Consider the following 25817-nt stretch of genomic DNA (forward strand, 5'->3'; position numbering starts at 1 on the left):
CACTCATCTCATCTCAACTGAACTCTGCTCTACTCTGCTCTACTCTGCTCTCAAAACTGTAACTTACGTCTTCTATGCTAATACCAACTATACTACCTCTATTATTCTTTTGTCAATTTGGACAAATCGGGACGAAGCCTCATGGCCTCCTTCTGAAACACGTGCTTGATGTCTGCTTGGCTTTTTTCCGTATTGACCGTCACCATCAAGCGGACACATTTAGGAAGGCTGCCTTCCACCGGAATTTCTAAAGAGCACATAAGCGGCACTAATTCCCAGCCCTCCATCTGCCGGATCGCCTTTGCCGGGAACGTTGCAGTCAAATCTTGGGTGACCGTTACGAACACATGCGCAATCTCTTCCGGGATGATACCGTTCTCCGCAATAATTTCATTTAAAAGCTCTGTTGTTGCTGACAAAATTTCATTTTCTTCATTATATTCTACTGTAGTTGCACCACGTATTCCCCTTACAAACATAAGTCAGTCCTCCCGTTTCAATTGATCCACGATGTCTCTGACCAAGTCCGCGGATACGTTTTTGTTGATCTCCACCTTGCCGATGTCCGTAGGAACGATGAAGACCATCTTGCCTTCCTTGAACTTCTTATCATGCATCATCGCCTTCATGATTTCATCCGTATCCAAATGAGCAGGTACGGCAACCGGCAGGCCGAATTTCTTGAAAATTCGCTTCGTCGTCGTATACACGTGCTCTGGATTACCCAAACGAACGGACAACTTCGCGGCACCTACCATCCCGATAGAGATCGCTTCGCCATGCAGCAATTCGTTATATCCCGCTACTGCCTCCAGTGCATGTCCGATCGTGTGCCCCAGGTTAAGGATGGCTCTTAGGTCGTTCTCGCGTTCATCCTGCGACACGACGGCCGCCTTCACGCTGCAGCCCTTGAACAAACCATGCTGCAATGCTTCAGGGTCCAAGCCGATCAGCTTATTCGAATTGTCCTCACACCATGTCGTAAACTCCGCATCCCAGATCAATCCGTGCTTAATCATTTCGGACAGGCCCGAACGCACGTCCCGGTCCGGAAGCGTTCTAAGCGTAGCTGTATCATACAGTACCATCTCCGGCTGATGGAATGCACCGATAATATTTTTTGCCAGGGGATGATTGACAGCCACTTTCCCCCCGACACTGCTGTCATGCGCAAGAATTGTCGTCGGAATCTGAACGAAGCGAATGCCCCGCATGTAGCTGGCCGCTACAAAGCCGGCCAAATCGCCGACAACGCCGCCTCCCAGTGCAATCACCGTAGAATTGCGATCAAGCCCGGCCTCGAGACAGGAGGTTATTACATCCTCCAACACAGAAAGCGATTTCGATTTCTCTCCTGACGCTACCGTGTGCCCCGCTGTCTTGTACCCAGCTTGCTCTAATCTCCGTGTGACAGGCTCCAGATACTGCTTCGCCACATGCTCATCCGTTACGATCAGCAGCGGAGAGCCTTTGCCTATTCCGTGCTTTTCGAATAACGAGGCCATGTCTTCCAAAATCCCTTCCCCGATGTAGATCGGGTAGGATCGTGTTCCCAAATCAACCTTAAGCTCTCTCATCATATCCGGTTCTCCCGATTAATAGCTTTTCGTTTGTTCTAAATAGCTTTCATAGTTTCTGCGTATTTCTTCAATAGAATCTCCGCCGAATTTCTCCATGAATGCTTGGGCTACTTCCCACGCGATGACATTCTCCATGATGACACCTGCCGCTGGCACAGCGCATGTATCAGAACGCTCCACCTGTGCAGTGAACGATTCCTTCGTATCGATATCAACGCTCTGGAGCGCCTTGTACAGTGTAGAGATTGGCTTCATGACACCGCGAACCACGATAGGCTCCCCTGTTGTCATACCGCCTTCAAAGCCTCCAGCACGATTGCTTGCGCGGTAAAATCCACGCTCTTCATTGTGCATAATTTCATCATGAACTAAGGAACCTCTGCGTTTTGCAGCTTCAAATCCAATGCCGAATTCCACACCTTTGAACGCTTGGATCGACAGCACCGCCTGCGCGATCCGACCATCCAGCTTGCGGTCCCATTGCACGTGGCTCCCAAGTCCGACCGGTGCGCCTTCGATAATGCATTCAACGATACCACCGAGCGTATCTCCGTCGTCTTTGGCCGCATCGATGGCCGCAACCATCCGTGCTTCCGCTTCTTTATCCGTTACACGTACCTGTGACTCTTCCGTGATACGGATGAGATCATCAATCGGCATTTCTTCCCGCTGTACCTCGACATCGCCGATACGGATGACTTGACCGGCCACTTTAATGCCGAACTCCTTCAGCAGCTCGCGGGCCATGCCGCCAATCGCCACACGCATCGTCGTTTCTCTTGCACTGGAACGCTCCAGAATGTTTCGCAGGTCGCGCTGGTTGTATTTCAAACCGCCGTTCAAGTCAGCATGTCCCGGACGCGGACGGTTGACCCGGCGTTTGGTTTCGTCAGTGCCTTCGATCGGCTCAATGTTCATAATGGAGGTCCAATGCTTCCAGTCGTTGTTCTCTACGACAAGCGCAATGGGAGCACCGGTAGTTTTGCCATGGCGTACGCCTCCGACAATCGATGCGGTATCCTTCTCGATTTGCATTCTGCGACCGCGACCGTAACCTTTCTGGCGGCGCGAGAGCTGATAGTTAACTGCCTCGAAATCAATCGTCACATTGCTTGGGAAGCCTTCGATAATCGCCGTTAGCTGCGGCCCATGCGTTTCTCCTGCTGTTAGGTATCTCACTTCATTGTCCCCTTTCATCCTATCCCATGAAAGCATATCCCTCAGCGTAATAAGCCGCTTTAGCGCTTTTATGTACTCCATTACTGTGCTAATTATAGTATAGGTATCAGCCTTTGACAAGAAATCCCCTTACAAAAAAAGAAGCGCCGTCCTCATGGCATCATGCCGTCAGACAGCGCGTCTTTCTCGGTTTGGCCGCATTACCGTTAGCCGTTAGCAGGTTGTTTCTTCCGTACGAGTGCATTGTCTGAATGCTCGGGCTCACCAACCAACCCCAGAATTTGAATCGAATCAATCCCTAAGATTTGAGCGCATTCCTGCATCGTAATAAATCCCCTGCGATAGGCGGTAATGACCTTTCGTTTATCCATGTGAGTCCTCCTGCACGTTTTACAAGCAAACACAGTTTCAAATGCAATATATGCTTAGTATGGCACGGCATGGAAACGATTATTCATTTACACAACGATCTTCCGGTAGAAAAAGGTATCCGCAGACTCTAGGCCATATTGACCAGGGCTGAAAATTTGCTCCGTGCTGCCTACAAACAGGATGCCCCCAGGCTTCAGAGCGTGCGCAAACTTCTGATAAAGCGTGTGCTTCGCATCTTCTGTAAAATAGATCATCACGTTCCGGCAAACGATCAAATCAAACTGTGTATCGAACGTATCGATGAGCAGATTTTGCTTTTGAAAACGGATTGCCTTCTTCAGCGATTCATCAATGTGATAAGTCATTTGATCCTGATGATAATATTTACGTAAATATTTAAGAGGCACATCCTTCACCGATCGGTCGGAGTACACCGCTTTTTTCGCTTTGTCTAGTGCACCTTCATCGATGTCCGTAGCCAGTACGAGACTGTCCGAAAGCGCACCAAGCTCCGATAGAATCATCGCCAGCGTATAAGGCTCTTCTCCCGTAGAACAAGCGGCACTCCAGCATTTTAGCTTTTTGGATTTACGCAGCATCTCCGGCAGGAAGCGCTGTTCCAGTACCTCCCACCGGTTTGGATTACGCCAAAACTCTGACACATTGATCGTCATCCTATCCAAAAATTCATAAAATAAGGCCTTGTCCTTGCTCATCGCATCAAAGAAAGCCGCAAAGGTGTTGTACCCTTTCTTCATCCGCAGAGTAGTGAGCCGACGCTTCATCTGAGCTTCCTTGTATTGCGCCAAATCTATGGATGTGTAATCCTTCACCTTTTTAATAAATAGCAGGAAATCTTTATCTTCCATGACGTCATCCCGTCCTGTCAAATCCACTTTTGCATTACTTGGTCATAGGTGACCATTCTTCGTTTCTAAAAAATCGCAATCTCCCGGTTAGCGCTTTCCGTAGAATCCGAACCATGGATCAAATTCAAGACCGTATAGTCTTGACTCCTTCTCCTCTAATAAGATCGATTCCCCACAAAATGAGATATGCTGATCAAATCTTTTTTGGCCTGGATTTCTGGTAAGCCTTCCAAGGACCGGATAGCCTTGTCTATGTAATGAGATGCCATCGCCTCCGCTCGAGCAATGCCATCGCTGCGTCGGATCATGTCCAGAAACCCGGTGATATCGGTTTGCCCGTCACAGGCTTCGATTCTCTCCAGTTCCCGAAGCAAAGCAGGACGAAGGGTCTGATTTTGCAGAGCGAAGATCACGGGAATCGTAATGTTCCCCTGCTTAATATCGCTGCCGGGCGGCTTGCCAATCTCTTTCTCGGTACCGCAAATATCGAGCAAATCGTCGCGGACCTGGAACGCCATGCCTACATAATATCCAAAGTCGAAGAGCTGCTTAGCTGTCTTCTCCGAAGCAAGCGCCGCGATAGCTCCCAATTGGCAGCTGATGGCCAATAGCAGTGCGGTTTTCCGTTTGATTCGCAGCAAATAATCCCTTACCGTTTGTTTCGTATCAAAAAACAAGCGGATTTGCTCCATTTCGCCAATGCTCATTTCCACGAGCGCCTTGGACATAATCTGATGAATGGAAGGCTCGGGAAGCTGTGTCACAACGCTCAGCGCCTTTGCGAAAATATAATCCCCCGTATACATCGCAATTCGGTTATCCCATTTGGAGCGTACTGTCAGTTGTCCCCGCCGCGTGTTAGCATCGTCAATCACATCATCATGAACCAGCGACGCCATATGAATCAGCTCCAACGGCACGGCCACCCGCTTGACCCGCTCAAGATCGTAGGTTCCGAACTTGGCTCCCAGCAGGACGAATACCGGACGGATCCGCTTTCCCCCTGCTTTAAGCAGATGCAAAGAGGCATCGCGAAGCAGCGGATGCTCCACGTCAATGCTTCGTTCCAGCTCCTTCTCGATGTAGCTGATATCTTTTTTAAATTTTGCATAGATATCCAAAAGTCTCATTCCGTCACCCGTACTACAGAATTATCTTTCCAAATGTGCAGGGCCACCTCACGATCCAGAAAACCGAGCTCTGCCGCATATTGATAATACAATTTAAGTCCAGCCTGCTGCTTAGGACCGAATTCATAACTAAGCGTGGAAAAATAATGCTGCCAGTACGATTCCGTTCCTCCGATCAATGCCTGTGCATCCACCACAAGCCCTGTCAGGTCAGCCAATGATTGGCGCTTGCTTTCCAGAAATGCTTCATAGATGCGCTGCACCTGATCGGGCTGCTGTTCTACCGTTTGCTTCCGAATAGCACATACCGCAAAAGACATCCATTGACCTGTCTGCCTTGTCCACTCCTCTGCCAGATCGGTAACGAGATAGCCGTTATCTTCCCAACTCGCGCGAATGGCATGATCTCCGATGAGCAGCGCTGCATCGGCTGATTTCATCATCGGCTCCAAATCCGGGGCCGCATACACGTAATCCGGTTCAAGCCGATAAAATTTCGTCATGATGATTTTCAGCAAATGTACCGATGTAGCCGATGTTGTCGGCAGTGCGATTTTTGCCTTACCCAACTCTTCTAATGGCTTACGGTGAAACAGAAGGATGGATTTCACATGACTAAAGGCACTGACGGACATATGGGGAAACAGCATATAATTTTCGAAGTTTTCCCCATAGGCGAATGAAGATATAGGCCCAATGTCGATCTCCCCATTTGCCATGGCACGGTTCAGCTGGGAAGGCACCTGTTGAATAACTTCCAACTCACTTCCGAAGGAGGAGAACGGAAAATAATAAAAGAGCGGCCATACATTGGTAAAATCAATGCGGCCGATGCGGATCGCATGATGTTTCTTTGTCATGGCTGCATCCCCCATCTTTTATACAATTGATGTTCAATTTCCATATTGTCCACTATTTTGCCGACAACGAAATCAATTAAATCATCCACCGTTTGCGGACCTTGATAGAACGCCGGCATAGCCGGAATCATCCGCACGCCAAGCCGGGATAGCTTCAGCATATTTTCCAAGTGAATCGCATGTAATGGCGTCTCACGGGGAACCAGGATCAGCTTACGGCCTTCCTTCAGCATAACGTCAGCCGTTCGCTCAAGCAGGTTGTCCGAAGCGCCATTTGCAATCCCCGAGAGCGTCCCCATGGAACAAGGAACAACGACCATCCCTTGAGTAAGAAATGAACCGCTGGCCGTCTTTGCTCCAACATCCTGATTCGGAACATATTCGTACGAGCCTTCGTAGCCCCCGAGATGCTGATGTAAACTCTCCTGCCTGCGACTCGCGTCCCAGCCTAATTCCTCTTTCAATACCCGCCATCCCGCATCTGTGATCACGATATGCAGTTGTTCGCCTCGTGACAGAAGAAACCGGCATAGCCGGACGCCGTATACTGCACCGCTTGCGCCCGTGATGCCGATTACCCAAGGTTTGTTCATCCCTTATGCACCACCAAATCGATCAAGGTAAATACAAACAGAGCGATACTCAAGGTGCTGTTCATCGTAAAAAATGCTGTATTCAGCCTTGTCATATCCTTTGGATTAACAATCAAATGCTCATACATCAGCAGGCCATAGGAAATCAACACGCCGAGCAGATAAACCCAAGTTAATTCCGTCAAAAAAAACAGGCCGATGAAACCTGCCCCAGTGACAATATGAAACCAGCGAGCAATCTTCAGCGCTTTCGGTATGCCGAATCGGCTCGGTATGGAGTGAAGTCCTTCCTTGCGGTCAAATTCGGTATCCTGGCAAGCATAAATAATATCGAAACCGGCCAGCCAAAATACGATCGCCACATAAAACACCAAAGACGTCAGCGTAATTTCACCGGTTACCGCCACCCATCCTCCCAAAGGAGCAAGCGCGACCGTCATTCCCAATATGATGTGGCATGCCCACGTAAACCGTTTGGTGTACGAATAAAACACAAGAAAGAAGACGGCGATCGGAAGCAGCTTCACAGCCAGAGGGCTCAATTGCGAAGCCGACCAAAACAGCAACAGAAATGAAATAATAATAAATATAATAGCTTCCTTCGATGAAATAAGTCCGGCTGGAATAGCTCTCATCACTGTGCGCGGGTTTTTGCCGTCAAATACCTTGTCAATGACTCGGTTGAGCCCCATTGCAGCGCTCCTCGCTCCCACCATCGCTAATAAAATCCAGCCGATTTGCCCCCATGTAGGAAGCTTATCAAACATGACCACCGAACCGAGCAGCGCCCCCATAAAAGCAAAGGGAAGCGCGAATAACGTATGCTCGATCTTGATCATTTCCATAAATATTTTGGTCTTTCTCCATAACATATTGGTTATTCTCCCTCAGTTCCGATTGCCGCTTGCGGTTTCTTGCCGATATGAAGGGCCGCAATACCCCCGGTGAGAGGGTACGCCTCAACGTTCGCCAACCCGGTTTTTCGGAAAATTTCTGCGAGCTGCTTATGGTCCGGGAAGTGAACCAAAGACTCAGGCAGCCATTTATACTGTTCATAGCGCTTTACAATCAGCTTGCCCAGCAGCGGCAAAATTTTCTGAAAATAAAAATAGTAGATCGATTTGAACGGCTGCCAAGTCGGTTTGGAAAGCTCCAGTGAAACGACCAAGCCCCCAGGCTTGACCACCCTCTGCATTTCTTCAATCACCTTGACCAAATCCGGCACATTCCGAAGCGCAAAGCCTATGGTTGCATAATCGAACGTGTTGTCCTCAAAAGGCAGCTCCATCGCATTACCGCGAATAAGGCGGATCTGCTTGTCCAGTCCTAGCCGCTCGATTTTGTCCCCACCCACATCCAGCATATTTTGACTGAAGTCGAGTCCGACCATCGCCCCTGTCCCGCTCGCTTCAGCCAAACTGATTGTCCAATCGCAAGTGCCGCAGCAAAGGTCTATTGCTGTGCTGCCCGGCTGAACATTCATCTTCTTCATCGTGAAGTTTCTCCATGCTTTATGCCGGCGGAAGCTCAATATGTCGTTCATCAAGTCATACTTCGGTGCGATGCTCTCGAATACGGAATGAACGAATTGTTCTTTGGATTTGCTTTGCATTCTGTTGATCACCTCAAATTTCCTGCGTTGCCCGAGGTCCCGTCAAGTAGCTGCGAAACGGTTCGCCGATTGAGAACAGCTCTTTACTAAGCTTCTCTGGCTCAATCCCCTGCAGCTTCTCTTGCAATTCCTTAAAGCAAGCATCAAGTAATTGGTATAGTTGGGAGGTCACTTTGTATTTCAGCCAAATCGAACGCAGCTTCGTTTGATCGGCTTCCTCGTGCTCAAGGAGCTTCTTCTCTTCCTTCGTACCCCATTGCAGCACATGCCAAAAGCCCCAGCTCTCCCGATACTGCTGGGACGTTTCGGAGCGGATAATTTCCTGCATCAGCACTTCACAGCGGGTAAACAATCTTAGAACCTCCGGCCAAATGCCATTGAACCGCTCTTCAAGCAAAGACGAGAAGGATAGGAATAATTGCGTTTTTACTTCTACCATTTGGCGAATGTATTCATCAGCCGTCAGCTTCAGCTGCTTCTTCATGATATACAAATTCATTTTCAGCCGGTTTACTTCACAAATGCCTTTGGAAAGCTTACCGACCAGATCAATGTGCCCGGCATGCGACAGCAAGAAGTAAAACCGACTGCTATAATAATCTCCAGCCAGTACTTTAAGCTGTCTGGATCGGGCCTCCGCCTGTTCCTTAACATCGTTATTGACGCTGACCATATCATGCGTATCCATTCCGATCTGCACGAGTGAGGTCACAAGCGTATAAAGCTCACTTTGTTTAGTGAGCGTACTGTGTTTATCAAGAAAAGCATACAGAAGCCGGCTTCGAAACTCCGGAAAATGGGGCAAATCCGTATGCTTTTGAATCATGTCGTGCTCCAAATATATCTTGGCGATCTCCGGAATTCGATAAGAGTTCATATGTAAGCCTCCGAACAAACGAAAAATCTCAGTCTTTCTCCATCTAAAATATTATAGCATAAATTGATCTTTTTCGCATGTGTCCCGATCAGCTTTTTTCCTTAAAGCGATTCTCCCATTTTGGAGCATAGGTCATCCGATAATGTGCATCCAGATATTGCTGGAATTCACTGACCGATTGAGGCCGCAGCTTCGGTTCGTTTGAAAGCCATTTTTCACGTCTTGCATCCGTCGCCACAAGTAATCCGGGGCTCCCGCTTTGTTTCTGCGAACCATCCAACACCCGTATCAGCACTTGATTAATATTGGTTGACGAGGCAAACATTACACTTGGAATTTCATATAAATCCTCGAACATCTCGGCCTTTTCCGTAGAATTGACTGAAAGCAAATCGATGGAAACAATGGCATGGCTTATTTCCACTCGCCGGATTCTCTGATGCAGCTGCATTTTGGTTACGACATCCACTATGTTAGCCTCAGAAACCGGTTGTGCTTGTACTGAACGAAACACGCTGACCGAACGATCAAGCGTTGATAAGTAAGATAACCCTACGGCAACGGCAATCGATATGACCGTCATGAGCAACAGACGAGGAATCCATTTCATTTGACGCTCTTCCTCCTTTAGACGGCGATATCCATCCCCGACCAAATACTTGTCTGTTACTATTGTACAACGAAAAAAAGCAGGCTATGCCTTTGCCTGCTCAATTATTATTCCTCCGTATCAACAACACCGTATTTCGTCATGATCACAGCTTTGCCGCGGATTTTTACCGCTGAGGTATGGTCTGTGAATTGAGCGATCATGACCTCGCCTTTATCCAGCTTCTCCGTATGATGAAATCGGGTATCCTGGCCTCTAGTAAGTCCGATGACCTGCACTCCGTTATCCTTAGCTTTCACGATAAAATAATCATTGTGATTCGTTTTCGTTTCCATCTGTCATGTCCTCCCGTACTTATGCTTAGATAACCCTAATCATGCAGAAAAAAAGAGCTGCTGTCAACTTCAAGAAAAAAAGTATCAGGCGCAATCTTTTCGTTGGTGTATTTTTCGTTCTTATATTTTGGGGAAGAAAAAAATCGCCCCAAATCAATTGGAAGCGATCTTATAAATAATTATCGGAGTAGCGGGATTCGAACCCACGGCCTCACCCACCCCAAGGGTGCGCGCTACCGAGCTGCGCCATACCCCGACATCAGCGCCACAAAATTCCGGCAAGGAGTATTATAACCCAATGGCTAAGGTGTGTAAAGGCCTTTATACCGAACGGTTTCACATGAAAAAGCACCCGAAACCGCCACGGTTGGAGCGGTTTTCGGGTGCTGCGGATGTTATGTATCGTTGATTATTGAATGCCGTCCTTCAACGCTTTACCTGGTTTGAAAGCCGGGATTTTGCTGGAAGGGATTTCGATTTCTTCACCAGTTTGCGGGTTGCGTCCTTTACGGGCGGAACGCTCACGAACTTCGAAGTTACCGAATCCGACCAACTGCACTTTATCACCGCTTTGCAGCGCTTCGGAGATGGCTTCAAATACAGCTTCTACCGCTTTAGTTGCATCTTTCTTGGACAATTCGCTGGTTTCAGCTACCCTATTGATCAAATCGGATTTATTCATGCGATTCACCTCCCCCCAAAAATTCGGTAATCCTGTTACTCTCTTTGTTAACCGATTCTTCGAAAAATATACGTTGATCGCGTTTTACACCAAGGAAATCAAGATTATATTAATACAGTGCTACAGTAATTTCAAGTAAAAAGACAAAAAATGCACCCTTTGGAGTGCATTTTTTAGCGAAAATACTCGAATTCGTTACAAAATGATGGCAATCAAGCCGCCCGAGCCTTCGTTGATGATGCGGCCAAGTGTTTCTTGAAGCTTGTAACGGGCATTATCCGGCATCATCGCAAGCTTGCCTTGGATGCCTTCCCGTACGATGGAATGCAAGGAGCGACCAAAAATGTCGGACTCCCAAATTTTGAGCGGATTGTCTTCGAAGTCCTGCATCAAATAACGGACAAGCTCCTCGCTCTGCTTTTCCGTTCCTATGATCGGCGAGAATTCCGACTCCACATCCACCCGAATCATATGAATCGATGGGGCCGTAGCCTTAAGCCTCACGCCGAATCTGGAGCCTTGACGGATCAACTCCGGCTCGTCAAGCGCCATCTCCTGAAGCGTCGGCGGAGCGATACCATAGCCGGTTGTCTTGACCATTTCTAGCGCTTCGGCAAAATGATCATACTCCCGTTTGGCATGAGTGAACTCCTGCATCAGCTGCAGTAGATGATCCTTACCACGAATTTCCACACCGACCACTTCCATTAGGATACGGTCGTACAGCTCATCCGGAGCGTACAAATCAATCTCCGCCACGCCCTGCCCCATGTTCATTCCGGCTAAGGCGGCTTTTTCTATAAATTCATATTCCTCGAAGCCTGTTACGACGTGGTCCACGTCACGCAGCCTGCGAATGTCCTGCACCGTTTCGCGAACAGAGCTCTCAAAGCTTGAACGCAGCCAGTGATTTTCTCCCAGCACCATCACCCAGCTTGGGAGATTGACATTCACTTCGTGTACCGGGAACTCATACAGCACTTCACGGAGTACAGACATCATGTCGTCTTCGTTCATATTTGCCACGCTCATGGCCACAACAGGTACATCATGCTTTGCCTGCAGCTCGCTGCGCAGCTCCAATACCGAATCGCTTTGAGGCTTGGTTGAGTTGACGATAACAATGAATGGCTTGCCGACTTCCTTCAATTCATTGATGATCCGTTCTTCCGCATCCATATATGAGGCTCTCGGAATTTCCGCAATCGAGCCGTCTGTCGTAATCACGACGCCGAGTGTAGCATGCTCTTGGATCACCTTTCGCGTCCCTATTTCGGCCGCTTCCTGGAACGGAATCGCCTCATCGAACCAAGGTGTGTTAATCATGCGAGGACCGTTTTCATCCTCATATCCTTTGGCCCCCTCGACTACATACCCTACGCAATCAACCAGACGAACATTGACATTTAGTCCTTCAGCAACATGCAGCTGCACGGCATTATTAGGTACGAATTTCGGCTCCGTCGTCATGATGGTACGACCCGCTGCGCTTTGCGGCAGTTCGTCGGTTGCCCTGGCACGGTCGGCTTCGTTTTGAATGTTAGGCAGTACGATCGACTCCATAAAGCGCTTGATGAACGTTGATTTTCCCGTACGGACCGCTCCAACGACCCCCAGGTAAATATCCCCGCCAGTACGCTCTGCAATGTCCTTAAAGATATCCACTTTTTCCAATGAGAATCCCTCCTACAGGTTGTTTAAGACGAAACTCGTACATGCTTCGGACTAGTACAAATATATGTATGACAGAGCAAAATATGATGGAAAGAGCATAAAATTATTTTCATCACTCCTTGGCTGGTCCTTGTTCCCCGCAGGACGCCACAGCTTTCATCCTTGAAAAATATATGTTTGACGGAGGGTCTTTATTCTATCTTTTCGGAAAAAAGAAAAACCTCTATGACCCTTTCAAAGAAGGTTCATAGAGGTTATAGTCAAAGATTCAGTGCTGCGGGGAGCGGACGACCGTCCTTCCATTGATACGCTACGGAACGGGCGGGCACGTAATAGGACTCTTCAACTAGAAGTTTTCGGAGATCCTGTACCCCGTCCAAACCGTCCTGCAGCTGTTTCTTATCAATGAATCGCATGATTTCAACCGCATAATCAATCCATACTTGCCCGGTATCCTGAATGATAAAAGGCAGCTGCATCGATAGTGAATAAACGCTGGACGTTTCCATCGCCTTTCGGTTTAGCATTTTGTAATCAATGGTATGAAAACCCGGAGAGATGACCTCACCCAACGGAAGCTTTCCGCCCGATTTAATCTTATACTCATCAACGGCCTTCTGAAGCTCCATGGTTTTCTGAAACGATTGTATATCCATCATTTTTACAGTCGGCTTCGTTTCTACATCGATCAGAACATACGAAGCGGTACCGCCATTCTCGAAGGCATTAACCGGAATGGATCCGAGAAAGGGACCCTGCAGCTTTTTGAAATCGATGGGGTATTTCTCATAAATCGGTGTGGATTCGGTGCTATTCTTGATCGGCAGCACACCGTTCTTCTCCTTGTATTGATCTATGGCATTCTGAACGATCATGACGTATTCGCCGCTAGCCATTTGGTTTTCCTTACGTAATTCCTTCGGGTACATGCAGCCGCTAAGCAGAACCGTTAGCAGAAGCAATATCCCTGAAAGACGCCATAATCTCATCACCATTCCTCCTCTTGCTGTTTCTCAAGTTGACGGCGTATGGCGCTCTTCAGCGGGTCTTCAGGTACAGATACGGTTACAGGACCTTGACCGCTTAATTTAGCCTGACAGGCTAACCGGTAGCCTTCGTCATAAAGGGAGCCTAACTTGAGACGTTCATTAACGTTCATAGCCGTTAATCCCGCATCGCCTCCTTGAGTGACCCGTACTTTACACATCAGGCATGCCGCTTTCCCGCTGCAGCGAGTACGAATGTGAACACGAGCTTTCCGTGCTGCATCGAGAACCGTGGTGCCGGGTCTAGCTTGAATCGACTTGTCATCAGGCATAAAAGTAATTTCCGCCGTCATCTCACGGCCTCCTTTATCTGTTATTGAAAGCCTCCCTGCTAACGTTCCGACTCCATCGGATATTCCAGCAGCTGCTTTAAGCGCCGGGTCAGCGCAGGACTAAATGTATTGCGTTCCATCAGACTCTCCAATACGGTCCAATGAATTTCCATCTCGCGTTGACGACATAATTCAGCAATGGCGTGGTAACGGTCTGGACGGTTTCTTAATACATTAAAAACCATTTCGTGTACAAGCGGCATAAAGCGAATGGGAGTTCCGTCTTGAAATGAACCCTGTTTCGCATGTTCGGATGCTAAAAATCCGGCTTCAACCCGATAAACGCTCTCTAAGGCTCGAACCTCAAAAGCGCCCACCAACTCGACCTTGACTCCTGCGACCTCATAATGGCTCAAGATCGAGCTGTAAATCGCCGTCTCGCTTTCCATCTGCTCATCTGTTGAGAAGCGTGACAACGCCTTATGCATCAGACTTGCCTGCTCTCGATCAATATACACATCCAGATCTCGCGGTGCGGCTGACAAAGCGACTCCTTGCAGCATCAGTCCCGTACTGCCCCCGACAAGCCATGTTACATTCATGTTACAAGTAGATGACACTAGCTCTTTCAGGGCACAGTGAAGCGCCTCAGGAGCGTACATTATATTCTGGTTTTTCATCACGACATCCGTCTCTCCCTACAAAATCGATACAAACATGTAGAGCAGGATCGGGATGAACATTAAGAATGCGATAAAAGATAAAACAAATCTGAGCACGCCAGTTGTTTTATTTCTTGCATACGTGATCAGCAATGAAGCGACAACCATCAATCCGATGGCGACGAAAGATGCCCACATCTTGTCCAATGGCGACATATGAATTTCTCAACCCCCAAAAAATTGCTGCATAGATATTTACATCATAACATAAAAAGAGCACAAGCGCCCTTGTACGGAGGCTTATGCCATAAAACTGTTATTTTTTCATGATCGTTTTCATCAGCTGTTCCATATTGTTCGCATCCATTTTGCTGCTTTTGATCGCTTGAATAAGCTCCTTCATGGTTTGTTCCGATACGGGTACGTTCACTAAACTCGATACCTGTTTAATAAGCTGCCTCAGTTGAGCTTCGCTTTGCATGGTAGACGGTTTAACACCGCTAGCGAGCTTATATATGTCCTTTTCCGAAACGTTTTTACCGGTCTTTTTCTTCACGACATTGAGCACTTCTTTGGGTGTGTTCTTACCAGCCAATGGTTTCAACCTCCTCGGACTGTGGATGACAACCGCAAGCCCGCCTTAGGCGGACTTGCGCTTTAGTCTGAGGTATTATATGTATTTTCTTTAATGCCCGTGTAGGCAGGAGCCTTAGTGCAGCCAATCCGATTGGGATTGCTTGGCCACCTCTTCGATTTCATGGGTAGGTCCGCGGCCCATCAGATCCTCTACTGCTGTTTTTGGGTCTTTCCCGTCAAAAAGAACCTGGTGAAGCTCATTGGTGATCGGCATGGTAATACCGTATTGACGTGCCAATCGATATGCGGCTTGCGTCGTCTTTACTCCTTCCACCACCATGCCCATTTTTGTCAGCACTTCCTCGAGGGACAGCCCTTGAGCCAGCATCGAACCTGCACGCCAGTTGCGGCTGTGTCGGCTCGTACTAGTAACGACCAAATCTCCGATCCCCGCCAGACCGGCGAATGTCAGTGGACTTCCGCCCATAGCCGTTCCGAGCCTTGCCATTTCCGCAAGGCCGCGGGTAAGAAGTGCTGCCTTTGCATTATCGCCGAAGCCAAGACCATCCGAAAGACCCGCACCTAATGCAATAATATTTTTGAGCGCGCCGCCCACTTCTACTCCTACGACATCCGGGTTGGTATAGACGCGAAAATACGAATTAATAAGCAGGTCCTGAGCCTGTTCAGCTGCAGCCTTCTTGTGTGATGCAACGACGACCGTGGTCGGACATCGCTCTATGACCTCTTCCGCGTGGCTCGGTCCGGACAAAACAACGATTCGGCTGGGATCGTACGATGTCAGCTCATCCACGAGTACCTCACTCATCCGTTTCAAGCTTCCAGACTCGAAGCCTTTGGTCGCGTGAATCAATAATGTATGATCATGGATATACGATTTCAACGCAGAGGCTATCTCCCGCATCGCAGACGATGGAGCAACGATTACCACCGCTTCCGCGCCTTTCACCGCTTCTTCCATAGAAGTCGTCGCACGAATAAGCGGGGATAGCACGGCATCATTTAGAAACCGGCTGTTGCGGTGTTCCGTGTTGATTTCCTCCACCTGCTTCACGTTTCGGGACCAAAGAAAGACCTCCCGGCCGTTCTCTGCAAGTACCGAGGCAATCGCGGTACCCCAGCTTCCTGCAACCAAGACCGCGGCTTTACCCGATTCAGGCATGTGCGAACACCTCTTTAGCATATAGTTAAGCTTGTTTTTTGGCACCCAGCTTGTTTTCTTTCCCATTTAGCAGCTTCACAATATTGCTTCGGTGTTTGACCCACGCGAAAACAAAGAGAAGCAGGCTGAGCACAAGAAATTCATTAGGCAAGTCCATGAACCAAATAAATATCGGTAAGAGGGCGGTAAACAAAAGTGATCCTAATGAAACATATCGGGTCAAAACAATGGTCAGTACAGCGATAATCCCTGCATAAAGTGTTGGAAGAAAAGCAAGCGTCGCCATAACGCCCACGGTTGTCGCTATTCCTTTGCCACCGCGGAAGCCGAAGAAGATCGGCCAGTTATGTCCTATGATGACACTTACACCTGCGAGCACCTCGAATAAGGAATCTCCCCCGCTTAGAAGGCTGCCGATCCATACGGCAGCCATCCCTTTAATCATATCCAGTAAAAGCACGGCTATTCCCGGACCTTTGCCGAGCACCCGCATCGTATTGGTAGCCCCAGCATTTCCGCTTCCGTGCTGCCGGATATCGATACCTTTCAACAGCTTTCCAGCTAAATAACTGAAGCTCACCGAGCCGAGCAAGTACCCGATCACAAGTGACAATAAGCTCATCAAGACACGCTCTCCTACCCTTCTTCAGACTTGCGCCGCATAAACATCCGAACAGGAGTCCCCTCAAAGCTGAAAGCACCGCGGATTTTATTTTCCAAATACCTTTGGTAAGAGAAGTGCATAAGCTCCGGTTCGTTAACAAAAAAGACGAAGGTCGGGGGCTTTACTGCCACTTGGGTGGCATAGTTGATTTTCAGGCGCTTCCCTTTATCCGTCGGTGGAGGGTTGATGGCAACCGCATCAGAAATCACATCGTTCAGAACATGTGTCTGAATTCGAAGCGAATGCTGCTCCGCCACATGTGTAACGATAGGGAACAGCTTATGCAGCCTTTGTTTTGTTTTGGCTGATAGATAAACAACAGGCGCATAGGTCATAAACAAAAAGTGATCACGGATTTTCTGTGTAAACTGATGCATCGTCTTGTCGTCCTTATCCACGATATCCCATTTGTTTACCACAAAAATAGCTGCTTTACCCGCTTCGTGTGCATACCCTGCGATGTGCTTATCCTGCTCGATGATCCCTTCTTCTCCGTCGATGACGACCAGGACGACGTCAGCACGTTCAATTGCCTTCATAGCCCGCATGACGCTGTATTTCTCAGTCGTTTCGTACACTTTACCCCGCTTGCGCATACCCGCCGTATCAATGATCACGTACTTCTGACCATCCTTCTCAAACGGTGTATCAATAGCATCCCGGGTCGTACCGGCTACATCGCTGACAATGACCCGCTCTTCACCGAGAATCGCATTCACAAGCGAAGACTTCCCGACATTGGGTCGCCCGATCAGCGCCACCTTGATAACGTCTTCGCCATATTCTTCCTCGGAGGTATCTGGAAAATGCTTGCTCACAACCTCCAATAAATCGCCTATACCTGTTCCGTGCGAGCCGGAGATCCCTACAATTTCACCAAATCCAAGACTATAGAATTCATAAATATCGTCTACCCGCTGTAAGTTGTCCACTTTATTGACGGCAACAACAACCGGCTTTTTCGCTCGAAACAACAGCTCTGCAACCTCGCTGTCAGTAGGTGTGATACCTGCTTTGGCATCCACCATAAAAACAATGACGTCAGCTTCCTCAATGGCGAGCTCCGCTTGCACACGGACGGAGCGAAGGATATGATCATCTCCGTCAATTTCAATCCCGCCGGTATCGATGACGCTAAACTCCTGCTCCAGAAATTCTCCCGTACCGTACAGACGATCACGAGTCACCCCAGGTTTATCTTCCACAATAGCTAGCTTGTCGCCGATGATTCGGTTAAATATTGTCGATTTACCCACATTCGGACGCCCGACAATGGCTATGATTGGTCTTGCCATGCACTTCATTCCCTTCTAAATAACAAAACTATTCACTCTGCTTATACAGCTTATGTATTTGTATTGATAATTAGCTATTAAGCCGACCAACATTCGATTTCAATCAATGATGGGACACCACGTTCCGAGGTCGTTTTTCGCGCAATATCATAGCTTTCGAGCTTGGCTCATAAGCTATGATAGTATATCAAAATAATATGATTAAGTAAATGAATTGTAGCTGCGGGTCAGTCTTTACGATCGACAATGATAATAGTACCATTTTGCAAATCATGGGCTGGGGCGTCCATGGTTTTTTCCAGCCTTAAAAGCCAGCTGCTGCTGTTCTTCCGGGCTGCATCCGCTTCAGTCGGCATCCTTACCGTACTCTCCAGAAATAGGTGAACGCATAGCCACCCACTGAGCTTTCTCAGGATTTCGTTGAAGAAGGAGTAGCACCGCAAGTCGGCCGTCATTCATGTCGAGCTTGTCTAGCGACACTAAAAGATAGCAAGCACCCCCTCATCACGGTACACACAACAAATGTGCAATAACTACTTCTTAATTTTTTCGCTCTCGGATCGTATTCCAGACATATATGCATGCTTTTTTACATCCGGCCGTCGCTGATTCCAGGGCAAGCGAGCTTCCTCTCACCGCATATACGGTCAGCCACCAAGCATCCTGAAATCCGGCATGGCCTATCACGATATTCGTTTGATCCCGATGGGAATACGCGAACATCCCTTCACCAATTACAAGCCCTAACGAAAGAACCGCCACTTGATACGCGGGCCAACGCAGAAGCGCGGAGGCGAGCAGCCCGATGAACAAAGCCATTGTCCACTCTGGACTGAACACGATAATCGCCGGGGCTAAATGGATCGTTTCCTTCATAAAGAAAAAAACAGAGCCAAGCAATAGTCCCACAGAAAACAGATGAAGACGTAACAGCACCCCGCGTGTTAGAAAAAGAATCAGAAACGAAATCGCTAGAAGAAGCGGAACGCACCCGTATATTCTCCAATGCTCTAGTGTAAAGCTCCACCGCTGGAGAAGCAGCCAACCAACAAAAAAAAGAAGTAGACTCAAATGAGTAATACCTCTTAATATGATGTCTTTCCAACCACTGGCGAACAAAATCAGCGAAACAACAATTAATAATAAGGACACATAGCCCGCGTTCATTCGCATCACCCCAAGAGTAAACACTCGTCTCTTACCCTTAGTATGGCTTTCCATATTTGGTTTTAGTCAAAGCTTCTGATATCCCGCACGGATAGCGTATGAGCCCAGCTCAATACCTCGGGCAGCGCACCACTCGGCCGTTTCTCCGGTAATGACAACCGGCATCTCTCGCAGACGCTCCACTCTCTTTGCTCCCATTGCGGTCATTAAAAGTCGGAGTTCCTCGTGGAGCGACAGGATATGAGTTGTGAGCGCTTCCGTTCCATGCTCACGAAGAACTTTCAGAAGTGAGCCTGCCATGCCAACGGCAGATGCACCCAAGGTTAAAGCTTTACAAATATCAAATGCCCTGGAGATTCCCCCTGTAGCAACAATAAACACGGCCCCATGATTATGCTTCTTCGCTTCCAGCACTTCAAGTAGTGATGTGGTTGTCTTACAACCCCAGTCGTTCAACCACTCCATAGGTACATTACGACGGGCATTCTCAATCGCCGCAAAGTTGGTTCCGCCTGCGCCCCCGACATCGATTATTCGCACACCGCAGCGGAATAAGGCTTCTGCGCTTTCCTTTACCATACCAAATCCGACTTCCTTCACCATCACGGGCACTCCAACCCGTTCAACGATGGTTTGGACTCGATCCAGCATTCCGTTGAAATCGCGGTCTCCTTCTGGCATGATCAGCTCCTGCATGACGTTTAAATGAATTTGTAGAGCGTCCGCCTGAAGCATATCCACAGCGCGTAAGGCCTGCTCCAGCGTAGCTTCACTCCCTAAATTCCCGAACACGACCCCCCTGGGATTTACGTTGCGAACAATCCGGTAGCTTGATTCCACCTCCGGATTTTTAATCGCCGACATTTGTGAACCTACAGCCATAGCCAGACCTGTCTCTCTTGCCGCTACCGCCAGCTCTCGGTTTATTTCTTCCGTCTCATGAGCCCCTCCGGTCATCGCATTAATAACAATCGGCGAGCTCAAATTGAGTTCGCCGATTGCGGTTTCTAACGATATTTGATCCGAAGAAATGCCGGGGAGACAGTTATGGATCAGCTTGACGTCACGGAAGCCATGCTCACCGCTCTGACCAAGCTGCAGTGCATGATGTACATGCTCCATTTTCCTTGGTATTCGCACCCGTATTCCTCATTTCAGCAAAAATTACTTATTTGAATTTGCTTAATTTATCGCCAAAGCGCTCACCGAGCGTTAAGTTCAAGCTCTGCAGCTCTTCGTGAGAAACAGACTCTCTTCTAGGTGATCTTTCTCTTTCCGCTCTCGGTTCGCGTGCAGGTGCTTCTTCGGTTTCTTTAATGCTCAAGGAAATGCGCTTTTCATCGATGTTGATGTCAAGCACCTTCGCCTGAACCTCTTGACCTTCTTTCAGTACTTCAAACGGAGTAGCGATATGACGATGAGCGATTTGGGAAATGTGGACCAAGCCTTCAACACCTGGAGCCACTTCGATAAACGCTCCGAATTGCACAAGGCGCTTCACTGTACCCGTAACGATATCGCCAATTTTAATTTTGTTCTGCACTTGCTGCCAAGGCCCTGGCTGAGTAGCTCTAATGCTCAAGGAAATACGCTCGTTTTCCGGATCTACCTTCAGCACTTGAACTTGAACCTGGTCGCCTTCCTTCACTACTTCGGACGGGCTTTCAACATGGTGCCAAGCCATTTCGGAAATATGAACAAGGCCATCTACTCCGCCGATATCGATGAATGCGCCGAACTGCGTCAAACGTTGAACCGTACCGGTCAACTCTTGACCAACAGAAATCTGGGATAGAACATCCTTTTTCTGAACATCAAATTCTTCATCCAATACATCTTTTTGAGAAAGAATGACTTTATTTTTTTCACGATCCATTTCTTTCACGCGCAAACGCAGTGTACGCCCTTTGTAGTCGCTGAAATCCTCAACAAAAGTGCGCTCCACCATGGAAGCCGGAACGAAACCTCGAAGACCTACGTCTACAACCAAGCCGCCTTTAACGACTTCAGCAACTTTTGCTTCCAGAATCGTTTTGTTTTCCATATCACTCGCCAGCTTCTCCCAAGCTTTCTCGCTGTCGATGGCACGTTTGGAAAGCACTAGCTTTTCTTTGTTGTCGTCAATCGTCAATACCTTCAGTTCAACCTCTTGACCGACTTCAATACCTTCACCCGCGTTATCCAGTTGAAGTGAAGACAATTCACGTACAGGGATTACGCCGTCATATTTGTAGCCTACATCGACAAACGCTTGATCGGCATCAACTTTAATGACCTTACCTTTAACGATATCACCCTTCTTAACAATGACGACGTTCGCCATAGACTCTTCCTGTGATACCTCTTGCTGCACATTAGTTTCTTCTGACATTTCAATTACCTCCTTAACGACCTAACCACAGTAATGTATTTGAGAAAAAAATTACATCATCTTTTTTAAGTATGCCACAATCTCTTACTTCGATTCGTGCTGCTTTACCATAGCACGGATGGTACTCATAATTTTGTCAGTAGCCCGCTCCAGCCCTTCCGGTCCGCTATCTGCAAATTCGGTAATGTCGACCGGCGGTCCATAAACCACTTTCATACGGCTAAATGGTTTGTAGCTGCCGACAATGGCTGCGGGAATGACGGTCGCGCCAGCTTTGAGCGCTAGACTGGCCGCCCCTTTCTTCCCCATGCCTCCGGCATTGCTGCGTGTGCCTTCTGGAAAGATGCCGAGCATATTGCCGTCTCTTAACAGTTGCAAAGAGAGTCGAATCGATTCTTTACTCACGCCGCCGCGTTTGACTGGAAATGCACCGATTCTCGGAAGCACATAACTTAAGACGGGAGCTTGGAACAGCTCGGCTTTGGCCATATAGTGAACTTTACGCTCAATTAGTGAGCCTAAAACCGGAGGATCCCAATTGCTTGTGTGATTGGCGCAGAGCACCACCGCACCGTCCTTAGGGATGTTCTCTTTTCCCTCGGCCTGCAGACGGAATAAAATTCGGAACAAAAAACGGAAAATACCACGAAAAAACGTATAGAGCATTCCTAATTCACCCCACTTACTCGGGTCTTGCAGAGTTCCAATATGCGATCTACCACCTCGGGTATCGTCATCTCGGTCGTGTCCAACCATACGGCATCCAGTGCCTTCACAAGTGGTGAAGCTTCCCGTTGTTCATCCATACGGTCTCTCTCCGCAATTTCTTGTTCCAAACGGTCTAGCGTAATATCCGGCCTGTCACCGCTTACTTCCTTGAGTCGGCGTTCCGCCCGAACCCTGACGCTGGCGGTCAGAAATATTTTCAATTCGGCTTCCGGTAATACATGACTGCCGATATCGCGGCCATCCATAACGACGCCTTTCATTTTCGCCAGTTCCTTTTGCTTCGCGGTTAAAATACTGCGGATTTCTGCGATGGAAGCAATCCGTGATACATTCCCGGTTACTTCCGCCGAACGGATCATACCCGTAACGTCTTGGCCATCCACGTAAACCAACTGACCGTGATCGCCAGAGACTAGACGAATATCCAAGCGTTCCGTCAAAGCAATCATGTCCGCCGTTTGTTCCAGTGGAAGGCCTTGCTGCAAAATACTCCAAGTAACGGCCCTGTACATAGCACCCGTATCCACATACACGAAACTGAGTGCATTGGCTACGAGACGAGCGATGGTGCTTTTCCCCGCTCCTGCCGGACCGTCGATGGCGATGTTAAACTTATCCAAGATGCGGCCTCCTTAACACAATAAAGCGGACGAGCATTTTGAAAAAAAAACAGGCCGAAGCCCTAACTAAAGAAAATTATACCATAGTTTTCAGCTTGAAGCAAAACTCTAGTCCTCATTCTCTTTCATAACCGGAGTGAGAGCTGCCGAATACGGATTGCCCTCGAGCCGCTCTACTTTCACCATGAGATAGCGGATCTGCGGATGCTGCAGCAGCAATTGAGATAAAACCAAGGCTAGCAAAAGAACGAGCAGCACGAAGCCGATCGCTTTCTCAACCCTGTTCGTAAATCGTAAAAATAAGTCTTCATACCTATTCTCCGCTTCCGTTCGTGCGTTTGGCTCCATGCACGCCACCCCATCTCATTTTTGGGAGGTAGTATACCCGGGTTTGCGGAAAATATGCATTTTAATTTTTACGAATTTCGAACTGGCGTTCGAAACAGAAGCGGATGATCTTTTGTCGTTCGCGGTCGCTTATTTCCGAATACCTGAGCATGACTTGCTGTTTCCCCGCATCGAGCAGCTTCACCCGCACGATTTCGCTTTTGAACGGTACATGCTCGATTTGTCCGTTCTTATAGTGAATCAACAGCCAGCAGGTTACCGTTTGACCCGCGTTCGCCGGAATGTATCCATCGCACAAAAAGGAAATGCCTCCACCGCCGACATCGTCCGTCAGTGTGACAAACTGCAGCTGCTCGGAGATTTTAACCGCAATCTCAAGTTCGGCAGGCACGCGCAAAAAGCTTCTTCTTTGCACCTTCGTTATGGATCTCAGCTCTGGCTTTTTAATGCGGACAAGCCTGACTACGTCATCTAAAAATCCGATAACCGCTGTATTAAAATAATGTTTCACACCGTCTTCAGTGATAAAATGAGCTGAAAGCTCATCTCCTTGGTACAGACGTTTAAGGTGACCCGTATTGTCATCGATCGGAACCTCCATACTGATGTAGGTCTCCGCTAAATCCGCAATTCTGGACTTATACTCCTTTTTCGCTTCTTCTTCATCAATGGAGTTGATTTGTATATATAATAATTGGTTTATTTTTGGAAGCAATGACCGCTACCTCCCTATGTGCTTATCTCCTGGTACTTATGTACTAAGCAGGTTATCCGACTATTATAGGCATTTCAAGCACATATGGGAAGAGGAGCAATGGAAAAAGCCCTTAAGCGAACTTAGGGCTTTCCATACGGCCTATTGACTCACAGCAGCTTCTTGCTGTCCTATTTGATCGATTTTCTCTTCCGCACCGGAATCCGCATTGATGTAAACACGGTACTTGCCTCCATTGACATTGCCGATATACTGGTAGCACAATACTTCTTCCTCGATATCGTTACGAATCAGCGCTTTGTTAACGCTGGTTACCTGGAAGTTCGGGCTTAACGTTTTGAGCGCTTCCTCATTCGTCAACTTCGGCGCCGGCAACTGTCGATCTTTCTTATCGAAAACGTAATCGGTTGCCTCAAGCCCGGTGACTTCCCCATTGTCCAATGCTACTCTGACGGCTACCTTCTCCAAATAATTGATCACATCGTCGTTGGTACGGGCGGCAAACGTGAGATTAGCTATGTTATTGTATTCGTCATAGCTGACCGCGGTCATATCCTTATAGTTATGTTCGTCGAGAAATTGTGCCGCAATGTCTCTGGCTTGACGCAGATCAAGCTTCTTCTCAGGAACGTCGCGGGTTGCCGAGAACGATAGGAGCTGACCGCCTTTAGTGGAGAAATCCATATAGATTCCATCTTGTGAGCCATCTCTTGGAGCGCTCACGCTGAACGAATGGTATTCCGTTCCGGCCCCGTTTTCAACCACCTGAAGCTTGGAAGCGTCTTGAATGCCGAGGAATTGGGCTGCTTTTTGTTTCACATCTTCCGCCGAAACCTCTGGACCGGAGAGCATGTTAATATCTCTTTTCTGGTACATACTCATGACGGCAGGGCTCCAATTGATCTCTGGATATTCGCTTACTTTTTTATCCATTGAAGAGAAGCCGTCGATAATGGCGTTGTCATGTGGTTCTTTACTAGATGCGAGAGCAAGCTCCACGTCCATCCAACGCAAATTGTTTTGAAGTACTTTCGTCTGGACGTTACGCAGGTCTTTGGATATTTCGGTTGAATGTTTATACAGGACATTCAACGTTTTCAATTCCTGCTCGTCCAGTGGCTGCTTGCCCAGGTCACGAACGGCTGCTCGATAAGAAAAATTAGAGATTCTGGACAAAAAATCTTCCGTCTTACTGAACGGTAGCATAGTAAGCGGCAGTTGGCTGATCTCATTCTGCGCTTGACTGGTAATACGCCAAACATTGATCAGCCCTTTCTTGTAAGCATCTTGCGAGGTCGAATTCACAGCGAGCGTATTACCGAGCTCCGAATGCAGCTTGTCCATATGGAATGATAAGTCGTGAAACGCTCGTTGATATTGATTTTCCGCCTTCATCAAAACAGTGTTCTTTTCCTGATGCTCCAAGTAACCCCATACGCCGGTACCGATGAGCGCCAATAAAAGAAACGGAAACATGACGATACTCAATCTTTTGTACATTTTCGACAATCTCCCTTCATCAGCAAAACTTGGGCTTAGTTTGCGCCTGAAGGTAGAACCTTTATACAACAACGTATAAAGAAAAAGAGTCGGCATATGCCGACCCTACGTTTTAGAAATCATTGCTTTCGATGTCAAAATCCATTTCATTATTGCAGATGCACTGCTTAAAGCCGGTATCGATCTTTCCTTTTTCCTTCCGGCCCTTGAGTATAAATTTCTCGCCGCACCTCTTGCAGCGGATGGTTACTTTCACGCGCGTGCTTGCTGCGGTCATGGGCTTCCCTCCGGTTTGC

At 48.0% G+C, this 25817-nt stretch carries 33 protein-coding genes and 1 tRNA gene; all 34 read right to left on the reverse strand.

The features are described 5' to 3' along the window. Positions 1-101: 101 nt before the first annotated feature. Complete coding sequence (aroH, locus tag JOE45_RS06090; RefSeq protein WP_210021042.1) at positions 102-479, reverse strand: chorismate mutase; 378 nt, start codon at positions 477-479, stop codon at positions 102-104. A gap of 3 nt (positions 480-482) precedes the next feature. Next, a complete protein-coding gene (gene aroB, locus JOE45_RS06095) occupies positions 483-1580 on the reverse strand; it encodes a 3-dehydroquinate synthase (protein ID WP_210021041.1) in 1098 nt (365 codons plus the stop codon). 15 nt (positions 1581-1595) lie between these two features. Beyond that, positions 1596-2759: a chorismate synthase gene (gene aroC, locus JOE45_RS06100; RefSeq protein ID WP_210021040.1), complete on the reverse strand. Its 1164-nt coding sequence runs from the start codon at positions 2757-2759 to the stop codon at positions 1596-1598. Positions 2760-2965: 206 nt separating this feature from the next. Beyond that, the gene (locus JOE45_RS06105) at positions 2966-3130 is read right to left on the reverse strand and encodes a hypothetical protein (RefSeq protein WP_210021039.1); all 165 of its coding nucleotides are present in this window, start codon (positions 3128-3130) and stop codon (positions 2966-2968) included. Between the two features lie 87 nt (positions 3131-3217). Beyond that, complete coding sequence (locus JOE45_RS06110; RefSeq protein WP_210021038.1) at positions 3218-4000, reverse strand: CheR family methyltransferase; 783 nt, start codon at positions 3998-4000, stop codon at positions 3218-3220. A gap of 155 nt (positions 4001-4155) precedes the next feature. Continuing rightward, entirely contained in the window at positions 4156-5130 is a 975-nt protein-coding gene (locus tag JOE45_RS06120) for a polyprenyl synthetase family protein (RefSeq protein ID WP_210021037.1), read from the reverse strand. Then, positions 5127-5990: a menaquinone biosynthetic enzyme MqnA/MqnD family protein gene (locus JOE45_RS06125; RefSeq protein WP_210021036.1), complete on the reverse strand. Its 864-nt coding sequence runs from the start codon at positions 5988-5990 to the stop codon at positions 5127-5129. Before JOE45_RS06125 ends, JOE45_RS06120 begins: the two co-directional genes overlap by 4 nt. After that, positions 5987-6583 carry a UbiX family flavin prenyltransferase gene (locus JOE45_RS06130; protein WP_210021035.1) on the reverse strand — a complete coding sequence of 199 codons (597 nt, stop codon included), beginning with the start codon at positions 6581-6583 and terminating at the stop codon, positions 5987-5989. Before JOE45_RS06130 ends, JOE45_RS06125 begins: the two co-directional genes overlap by 4 nt. Next, entirely contained in the window at positions 6580-7455 is an 876-nt protein-coding gene (locus JOE45_RS06135; RefSeq protein WP_210021034.1) for a UbiA-like polyprenyltransferase, read from the reverse strand. The genes JOE45_RS06130 and JOE45_RS06135 overlap by 4 nt, the downstream gene beginning before the upstream one ends. Positions 7456-7460: 5 nt before the next feature. Then, on the reverse strand, positions 7461-8195 hold the full coding sequence (locus JOE45_RS06140) for a demethylmenaquinone methyltransferase (protein WP_210021033.1): 735 nt from the start codon (positions 8193-8195) through the stop codon (positions 7461-7463). 13 nt (positions 8196-8208) lie between these two features. Further along, positions 8209-9072, reverse strand: coding sequence for a heptaprenyl diphosphate synthase component 1 (locus JOE45_RS06145; RefSeq protein ID WP_210021032.1), 864 nt, complete (start codon positions 9070-9072; stop codon positions 8209-8211). Positions 9073-9160: 88 nt separating this feature from the next. Beyond that, complete coding sequence (locus JOE45_RS06150) at positions 9161-9682, reverse strand: hypothetical protein (RefSeq protein ID WP_210021031.1); 522 nt, start codon at positions 9680-9682, stop codon at positions 9161-9163. 107 nt (positions 9683-9789) lie between these two features. Then, positions 9790-10017: a trp RNA-binding attenuation protein MtrB gene (gene mtrB / locus JOE45_RS06155; protein WP_210021030.1), complete on the reverse strand. Its 228-nt coding sequence runs from the start codon at positions 10015-10017 to the stop codon at positions 9790-9792. A 182-nt stretch (positions 10018-10199) separates the two neighbouring features. Beyond that, positions 10200-10273 (reverse strand) — tRNA-Pro (locus tag JOE45_RS06160). A gap of 153 nt (positions 10274-10426) precedes the next feature. Continuing rightward, a complete protein-coding gene (locus JOE45_RS06165; protein ID WP_210021029.1) occupies positions 10427-10699 on the reverse strand; it encodes an HU family DNA-binding protein in 273 nt (90 codons plus the stop codon). 195 nt (positions 10700-10894) lie between these two features. Beyond that, on the reverse strand, positions 10895-12373 hold the full coding sequence (gene spoIVA / locus JOE45_RS06170) for a stage IV sporulation protein A (RefSeq protein WP_210021028.1): 1479 nt from the start codon (positions 12371-12373) through the stop codon (positions 10895-10897). A gap of 260 nt (positions 12374-12633) precedes the next feature. Continuing rightward, the gene (locus JOE45_RS06175; RefSeq protein ID WP_210021027.1) at positions 12634-13362 is read right to left on the reverse strand and encodes a DUF3939 domain-containing protein; all 729 of its coding nucleotides are present in this window, start codon (positions 13360-13362) and stop codon (positions 12634-12636) included. Beyond that, complete coding sequence (locus JOE45_RS06180) at positions 13362-13712, reverse strand: 2Fe-2S iron-sulfur cluster-binding protein (protein ID WP_210021026.1); 351 nt, start codon at positions 13710-13712, stop codon at positions 13362-13364. The genes JOE45_RS06175 and JOE45_RS06180 overlap by 1 nt, the downstream gene beginning before the upstream one ends. A 38-nt stretch (positions 13713-13750) precedes the next feature. Then, a complete protein-coding gene (locus JOE45_RS06185; RefSeq protein WP_245247217.1) occupies positions 13751-14371 on the reverse strand; it encodes a nucleotidyltransferase domain-containing protein in 621 nt (206 codons plus the stop codon). An 18-nt stretch (positions 14372-14389) separates the two neighbouring features. Further along, on the reverse strand, positions 14390-14569 hold the full coding sequence (locus JOE45_RS06190; protein WP_210021024.1) for a DUF2768 family protein: 180 nt from the start codon (positions 14567-14569) through the stop codon (positions 14390-14392). Between the two features lie 100 nt (positions 14570-14669). Next, on the reverse strand, positions 14670-14948 hold the full coding sequence (locus JOE45_RS06195; RefSeq protein ID WP_210021023.1) for a stage VI sporulation protein F: 279 nt from the start codon (positions 14946-14948) through the stop codon (positions 14670-14672). Positions 14949-15062: 114 nt separating this feature from the next. Continuing rightward, a complete protein-coding gene (locus JOE45_RS06200; protein WP_210021022.1) occupies positions 15063-16112 on the reverse strand; it encodes an NAD(P)H-dependent glycerol-3-phosphate dehydrogenase in 1050 nt (349 codons plus the stop codon). A gap of 25 nt (positions 16113-16137) precedes the next feature. After that, positions 16138-16734 carry a glycerol-3-phosphate 1-O-acyltransferase PlsY gene (gene plsY, locus JOE45_RS06205; protein ID WP_210021021.1) on the reverse strand — a complete coding sequence of 199 codons (597 nt, stop codon included), beginning with the start codon at positions 16732-16734 and terminating at the stop codon, positions 16138-16140. Positions 16735-16748: 14 nt separating this feature from the next. Beyond that, complete coding sequence (der, locus tag JOE45_RS06210; protein ID WP_210021020.1) at positions 16749-18071, reverse strand: ribosome biogenesis GTPase Der; 1323 nt, start codon at positions 18069-18071, stop codon at positions 16749-16751. A 227-nt stretch (positions 18072-18298) separates the two neighbouring features. Next, on the reverse strand, positions 18299-18427 hold the full coding sequence (locus JOE45_RS23800) for a capping complex subunit for YIEGIA (RefSeq protein ID WP_280874010.1): 129 nt from the start codon (positions 18425-18427) through the stop codon (positions 18299-18301). Positions 18428-18611: 184 nt separating this feature from the next. Further along, on the reverse strand, positions 18612-19238 hold the full coding sequence (locus JOE45_RS06215; RefSeq protein ID WP_210021019.1) for a YphA family membrane protein: 627 nt from the start codon (positions 19236-19238) through the stop codon (positions 18612-18614). Between the two features lie 66 nt (positions 19239-19304). After that, positions 19305-20378, reverse strand: a complete 1074-nt coding sequence (gene fni / locus JOE45_RS06220) for a type 2 isopentenyl-diphosphate Delta-isomerase (protein ID WP_348632492.1) — start codon at positions 20376-20378, stop codon at positions 19305-19307. A 28-nt stretch (positions 20379-20406) separates the two neighbouring features. Next, the gene (gene rpsA / locus JOE45_RS06225) at positions 20407-21609 is read right to left on the reverse strand and encodes a 30S ribosomal protein S1 (RefSeq protein WP_210021018.1); all 1203 of its coding nucleotides are present in this window, start codon (positions 21607-21609) and stop codon (positions 20407-20409) included. Between the two features lie 84 nt (positions 21610-21693). Beyond that, positions 21694-22275 carry a lysophospholipid acyltransferase family protein gene (locus JOE45_RS06230; protein WP_210021017.1) on the reverse strand — a complete coding sequence of 194 codons (582 nt, stop codon included), beginning with the start codon at positions 22273-22275 and terminating at the stop codon, positions 21694-21696. Between the two features lie 2 nt (positions 22276-22277). Next, a complete protein-coding gene (gene cmk, locus JOE45_RS06235; protein WP_210021016.1) occupies positions 22278-22958 on the reverse strand; it encodes a (d)CMP kinase in 681 nt (226 codons plus the stop codon). A gap of 108 nt (positions 22959-23066) precedes the next feature. Continuing rightward, positions 23067-23306 (reverse strand): hypothetical protein, encoded by a 240-nt coding sequence (locus JOE45_RS06240; RefSeq protein ID WP_210021015.1) that lies wholly within the window; start codon positions 23304-23306, stop codon positions 23067-23069. A 61-nt stretch (positions 23307-23367) separates the two neighbouring features. Continuing rightward, on the reverse strand, positions 23368-24021 hold the full coding sequence (locus JOE45_RS06245; protein WP_210021014.1) for a flagellar brake protein: 654 nt from the start codon (positions 24019-24021) through the stop codon (positions 23368-23370). 141 nt (positions 24022-24162) lie between these two features. Beyond that, positions 24163-25521, reverse strand: a complete 1359-nt coding sequence (gene ypeB, locus JOE45_RS06250) for a germination protein YpeB (RefSeq protein WP_210021013.1) — start codon at positions 25519-25521, stop codon at positions 24163-24165. 112 nt (positions 25522-25633) lie between these two features. Next, on the reverse strand, positions 25634-25798 hold the full coding sequence (locus tag JOE45_RS06255; RefSeq protein ID WP_210021012.1) for a hypothetical protein: 165 nt from the start codon (positions 25796-25798) through the stop codon (positions 25634-25636). Between the last annotated feature and the right edge of the window lie 19 nt (positions 25799-25817).

Source organism: Paenibacillus sp. PvR098, from assembly GCF_017833255.1.
Lineage (GTDB): Bacteria > Bacillota > Bacilli > Paenibacillales > NBRC-103111 > Paenibacillus_G.

Bases quoted from the DNA above. Each gene is read 5' to 3' on its own strand.
- aroH (WP_210021042.1), bottom strand. From the start codon at position 479: ATGTTTGTAAGGGGAATACGTGGTGCAACTACAGTAGAATATAATGAA.
- aroB (WP_210021041.1), bottom strand. From the start codon at position 1,580: ATGATGAGAGAGCTTAAGGTTGATTTGGGAACACGATCCTACCCGATC.
- JOE45_RS06105 (WP_210021039.1), bottom strand. From the start codon at position 3,130: ATGGATAAACGAAAGGTCATTACCGCCTATCGCAGGGGATTTATTACG.
- JOE45_RS06110 (WP_210021038.1), bottom strand. From the start codon at position 4,000: ATGGAAGATAAAGATTTCCTGCTATTTATTAAAAAGGTGAAGGATTAC.
- JOE45_RS06120 (WP_210021037.1), bottom strand. From the start codon at position 5,130: ATGAGACTTTTGGATATCTATGCAAAATTTAAAAAAGATATCAGCTAC.
- JOE45_RS06125 (WP_210021036.1), bottom strand. From the start codon at position 5,990: ATGACAAAGAAACATCATGCGATCCGCATCGGCCGCATTGATTTTACC.
- JOE45_RS06130 (WP_210021035.1), bottom strand. From the start codon at position 6,583: ATGAACAAACCTTGGGTAATCGGCATCACGGGCGCAAGCGGTGCAGTA.
- JOE45_RS06135 (WP_210021034.1), bottom strand. From the start codon at position 7,455: ATGTTATGGAGAAAGACCAAAATATTTATGGAAATGATCAAGATCGAG.
- JOE45_RS06140 (WP_210021033.1), bottom strand. From the start codon at position 8,195: ATGCAAAGCAAATCCAAAGAACAATTCGTTCATTCCGTATTCGAGAGC.
- JOE45_RS06145 (WP_210021032.1), bottom strand. From the start codon at position 9,072: ATGAACTCTTATCGAATTCCGGAGATCGCCAAGATATATTTGGAGCAC.
- JOE45_RS06150 (WP_210021031.1), bottom strand. From the start codon at position 9,682: ATGAAATGGATTCCTCGTCTGTTGCTCATGACGGTCATATCGATTGCC.
- mtrB (WP_210021030.1), bottom strand. From the start codon at position 10,017: ATGGAAACGAAAACGAATCACAATGATTATTTTATCGTGAAAGCTAAG.
- JOE45_RS06165 (WP_210021029.1), bottom strand. From the start codon at position 10,699: ATGAATAAATCCGATTTGATCAATAGGGTAGCTGAAACCAGCGAATTG.
- JOE45_RS06175 (WP_210021027.1), bottom strand. From the start codon at position 13,362: ATGAGATTATGGCGTCTTTCAGGGATATTGCTTCTGCTAACGGTTCTG.
- JOE45_RS06180 (WP_210021026.1), bottom strand. From the start codon at position 13,712: ATGACGGCGGAAATTACTTTTATGCCTGATGACAAGTCGATTCAAGCT.
- JOE45_RS06185 (WP_245247217.1), bottom strand. From the start codon at position 14,371: ATGAAAAACCAGAATATAATGTACGCTCCTGAGGCGCTTCACTGTGCC.
- JOE45_RS06190 (WP_210021024.1), bottom strand. From the start codon at position 14,569: ATGTCGCCATTGGACAAGATGTGGGCATCTTTCGTCGCCATCGGATTG.
- JOE45_RS06200 (WP_210021022.1), bottom strand. From the start codon at position 16,112: ATGCCTGAATCGGGTAAAGCCGCGGTCTTGGTTGCAGGAAGCTGGGGT.
- plsY (WP_210021021.1), bottom strand. From the start codon at position 16,734: ATGAGCTTATTGTCACTTGTGATCGGGTACTTGCTCGGCTCGGTGAGC.
- der (WP_210021020.1), bottom strand. From the start codon at position 18,071: ATGGCAAGACCAATCATAGCCATTGTCGGGCGTCCGAATGTGGGTAAA.
- JOE45_RS23800 (WP_280874010.1), bottom strand. From the start codon at position 18,427: ATGCCGACTGAAGCGGATGCAGCCCGGAAGAACAGCAGCAGCTGGCTT.
- JOE45_RS06215 (WP_210021019.1), bottom strand. From the start codon at position 19,238: ATGAACGCGGGCTATGTGTCCTTATTATTAATTGTTGTTTCGCTGATT.
- rpsA (WP_210021018.1), bottom strand. From the start codon at position 21,609: ATGTCAGAAGAAACTAATGTGCAGCAAGAGGTATCACAGGAAGAGTCT.
- JOE45_RS06230 (WP_210021017.1), bottom strand. From the start codon at position 22,275: ATGCTCTATACGTTTTTTCGTGGTATTTTCCGTTTTTTGTTCCGAATT.
- JOE45_RS06240 (WP_210021015.1), bottom strand. From the start codon at position 23,306: ATGGAGCCAAACGCACGAACGGAAGCGGAGAATAGGTATGAAGACTTA.
- ypeB (WP_210021013.1), bottom strand. From the start codon at position 25,521: ATGTACAAAAGATTGAGTATCGTCATGTTTCCGTTTCTTTTATTGGCG.
- JOE45_RS06255 (WP_210021012.1), bottom strand. From the start codon at position 25,798: ATGACCGCAGCAAGCACGCGCGTGAAAGTAACCATCCGCTGCAAGAGG.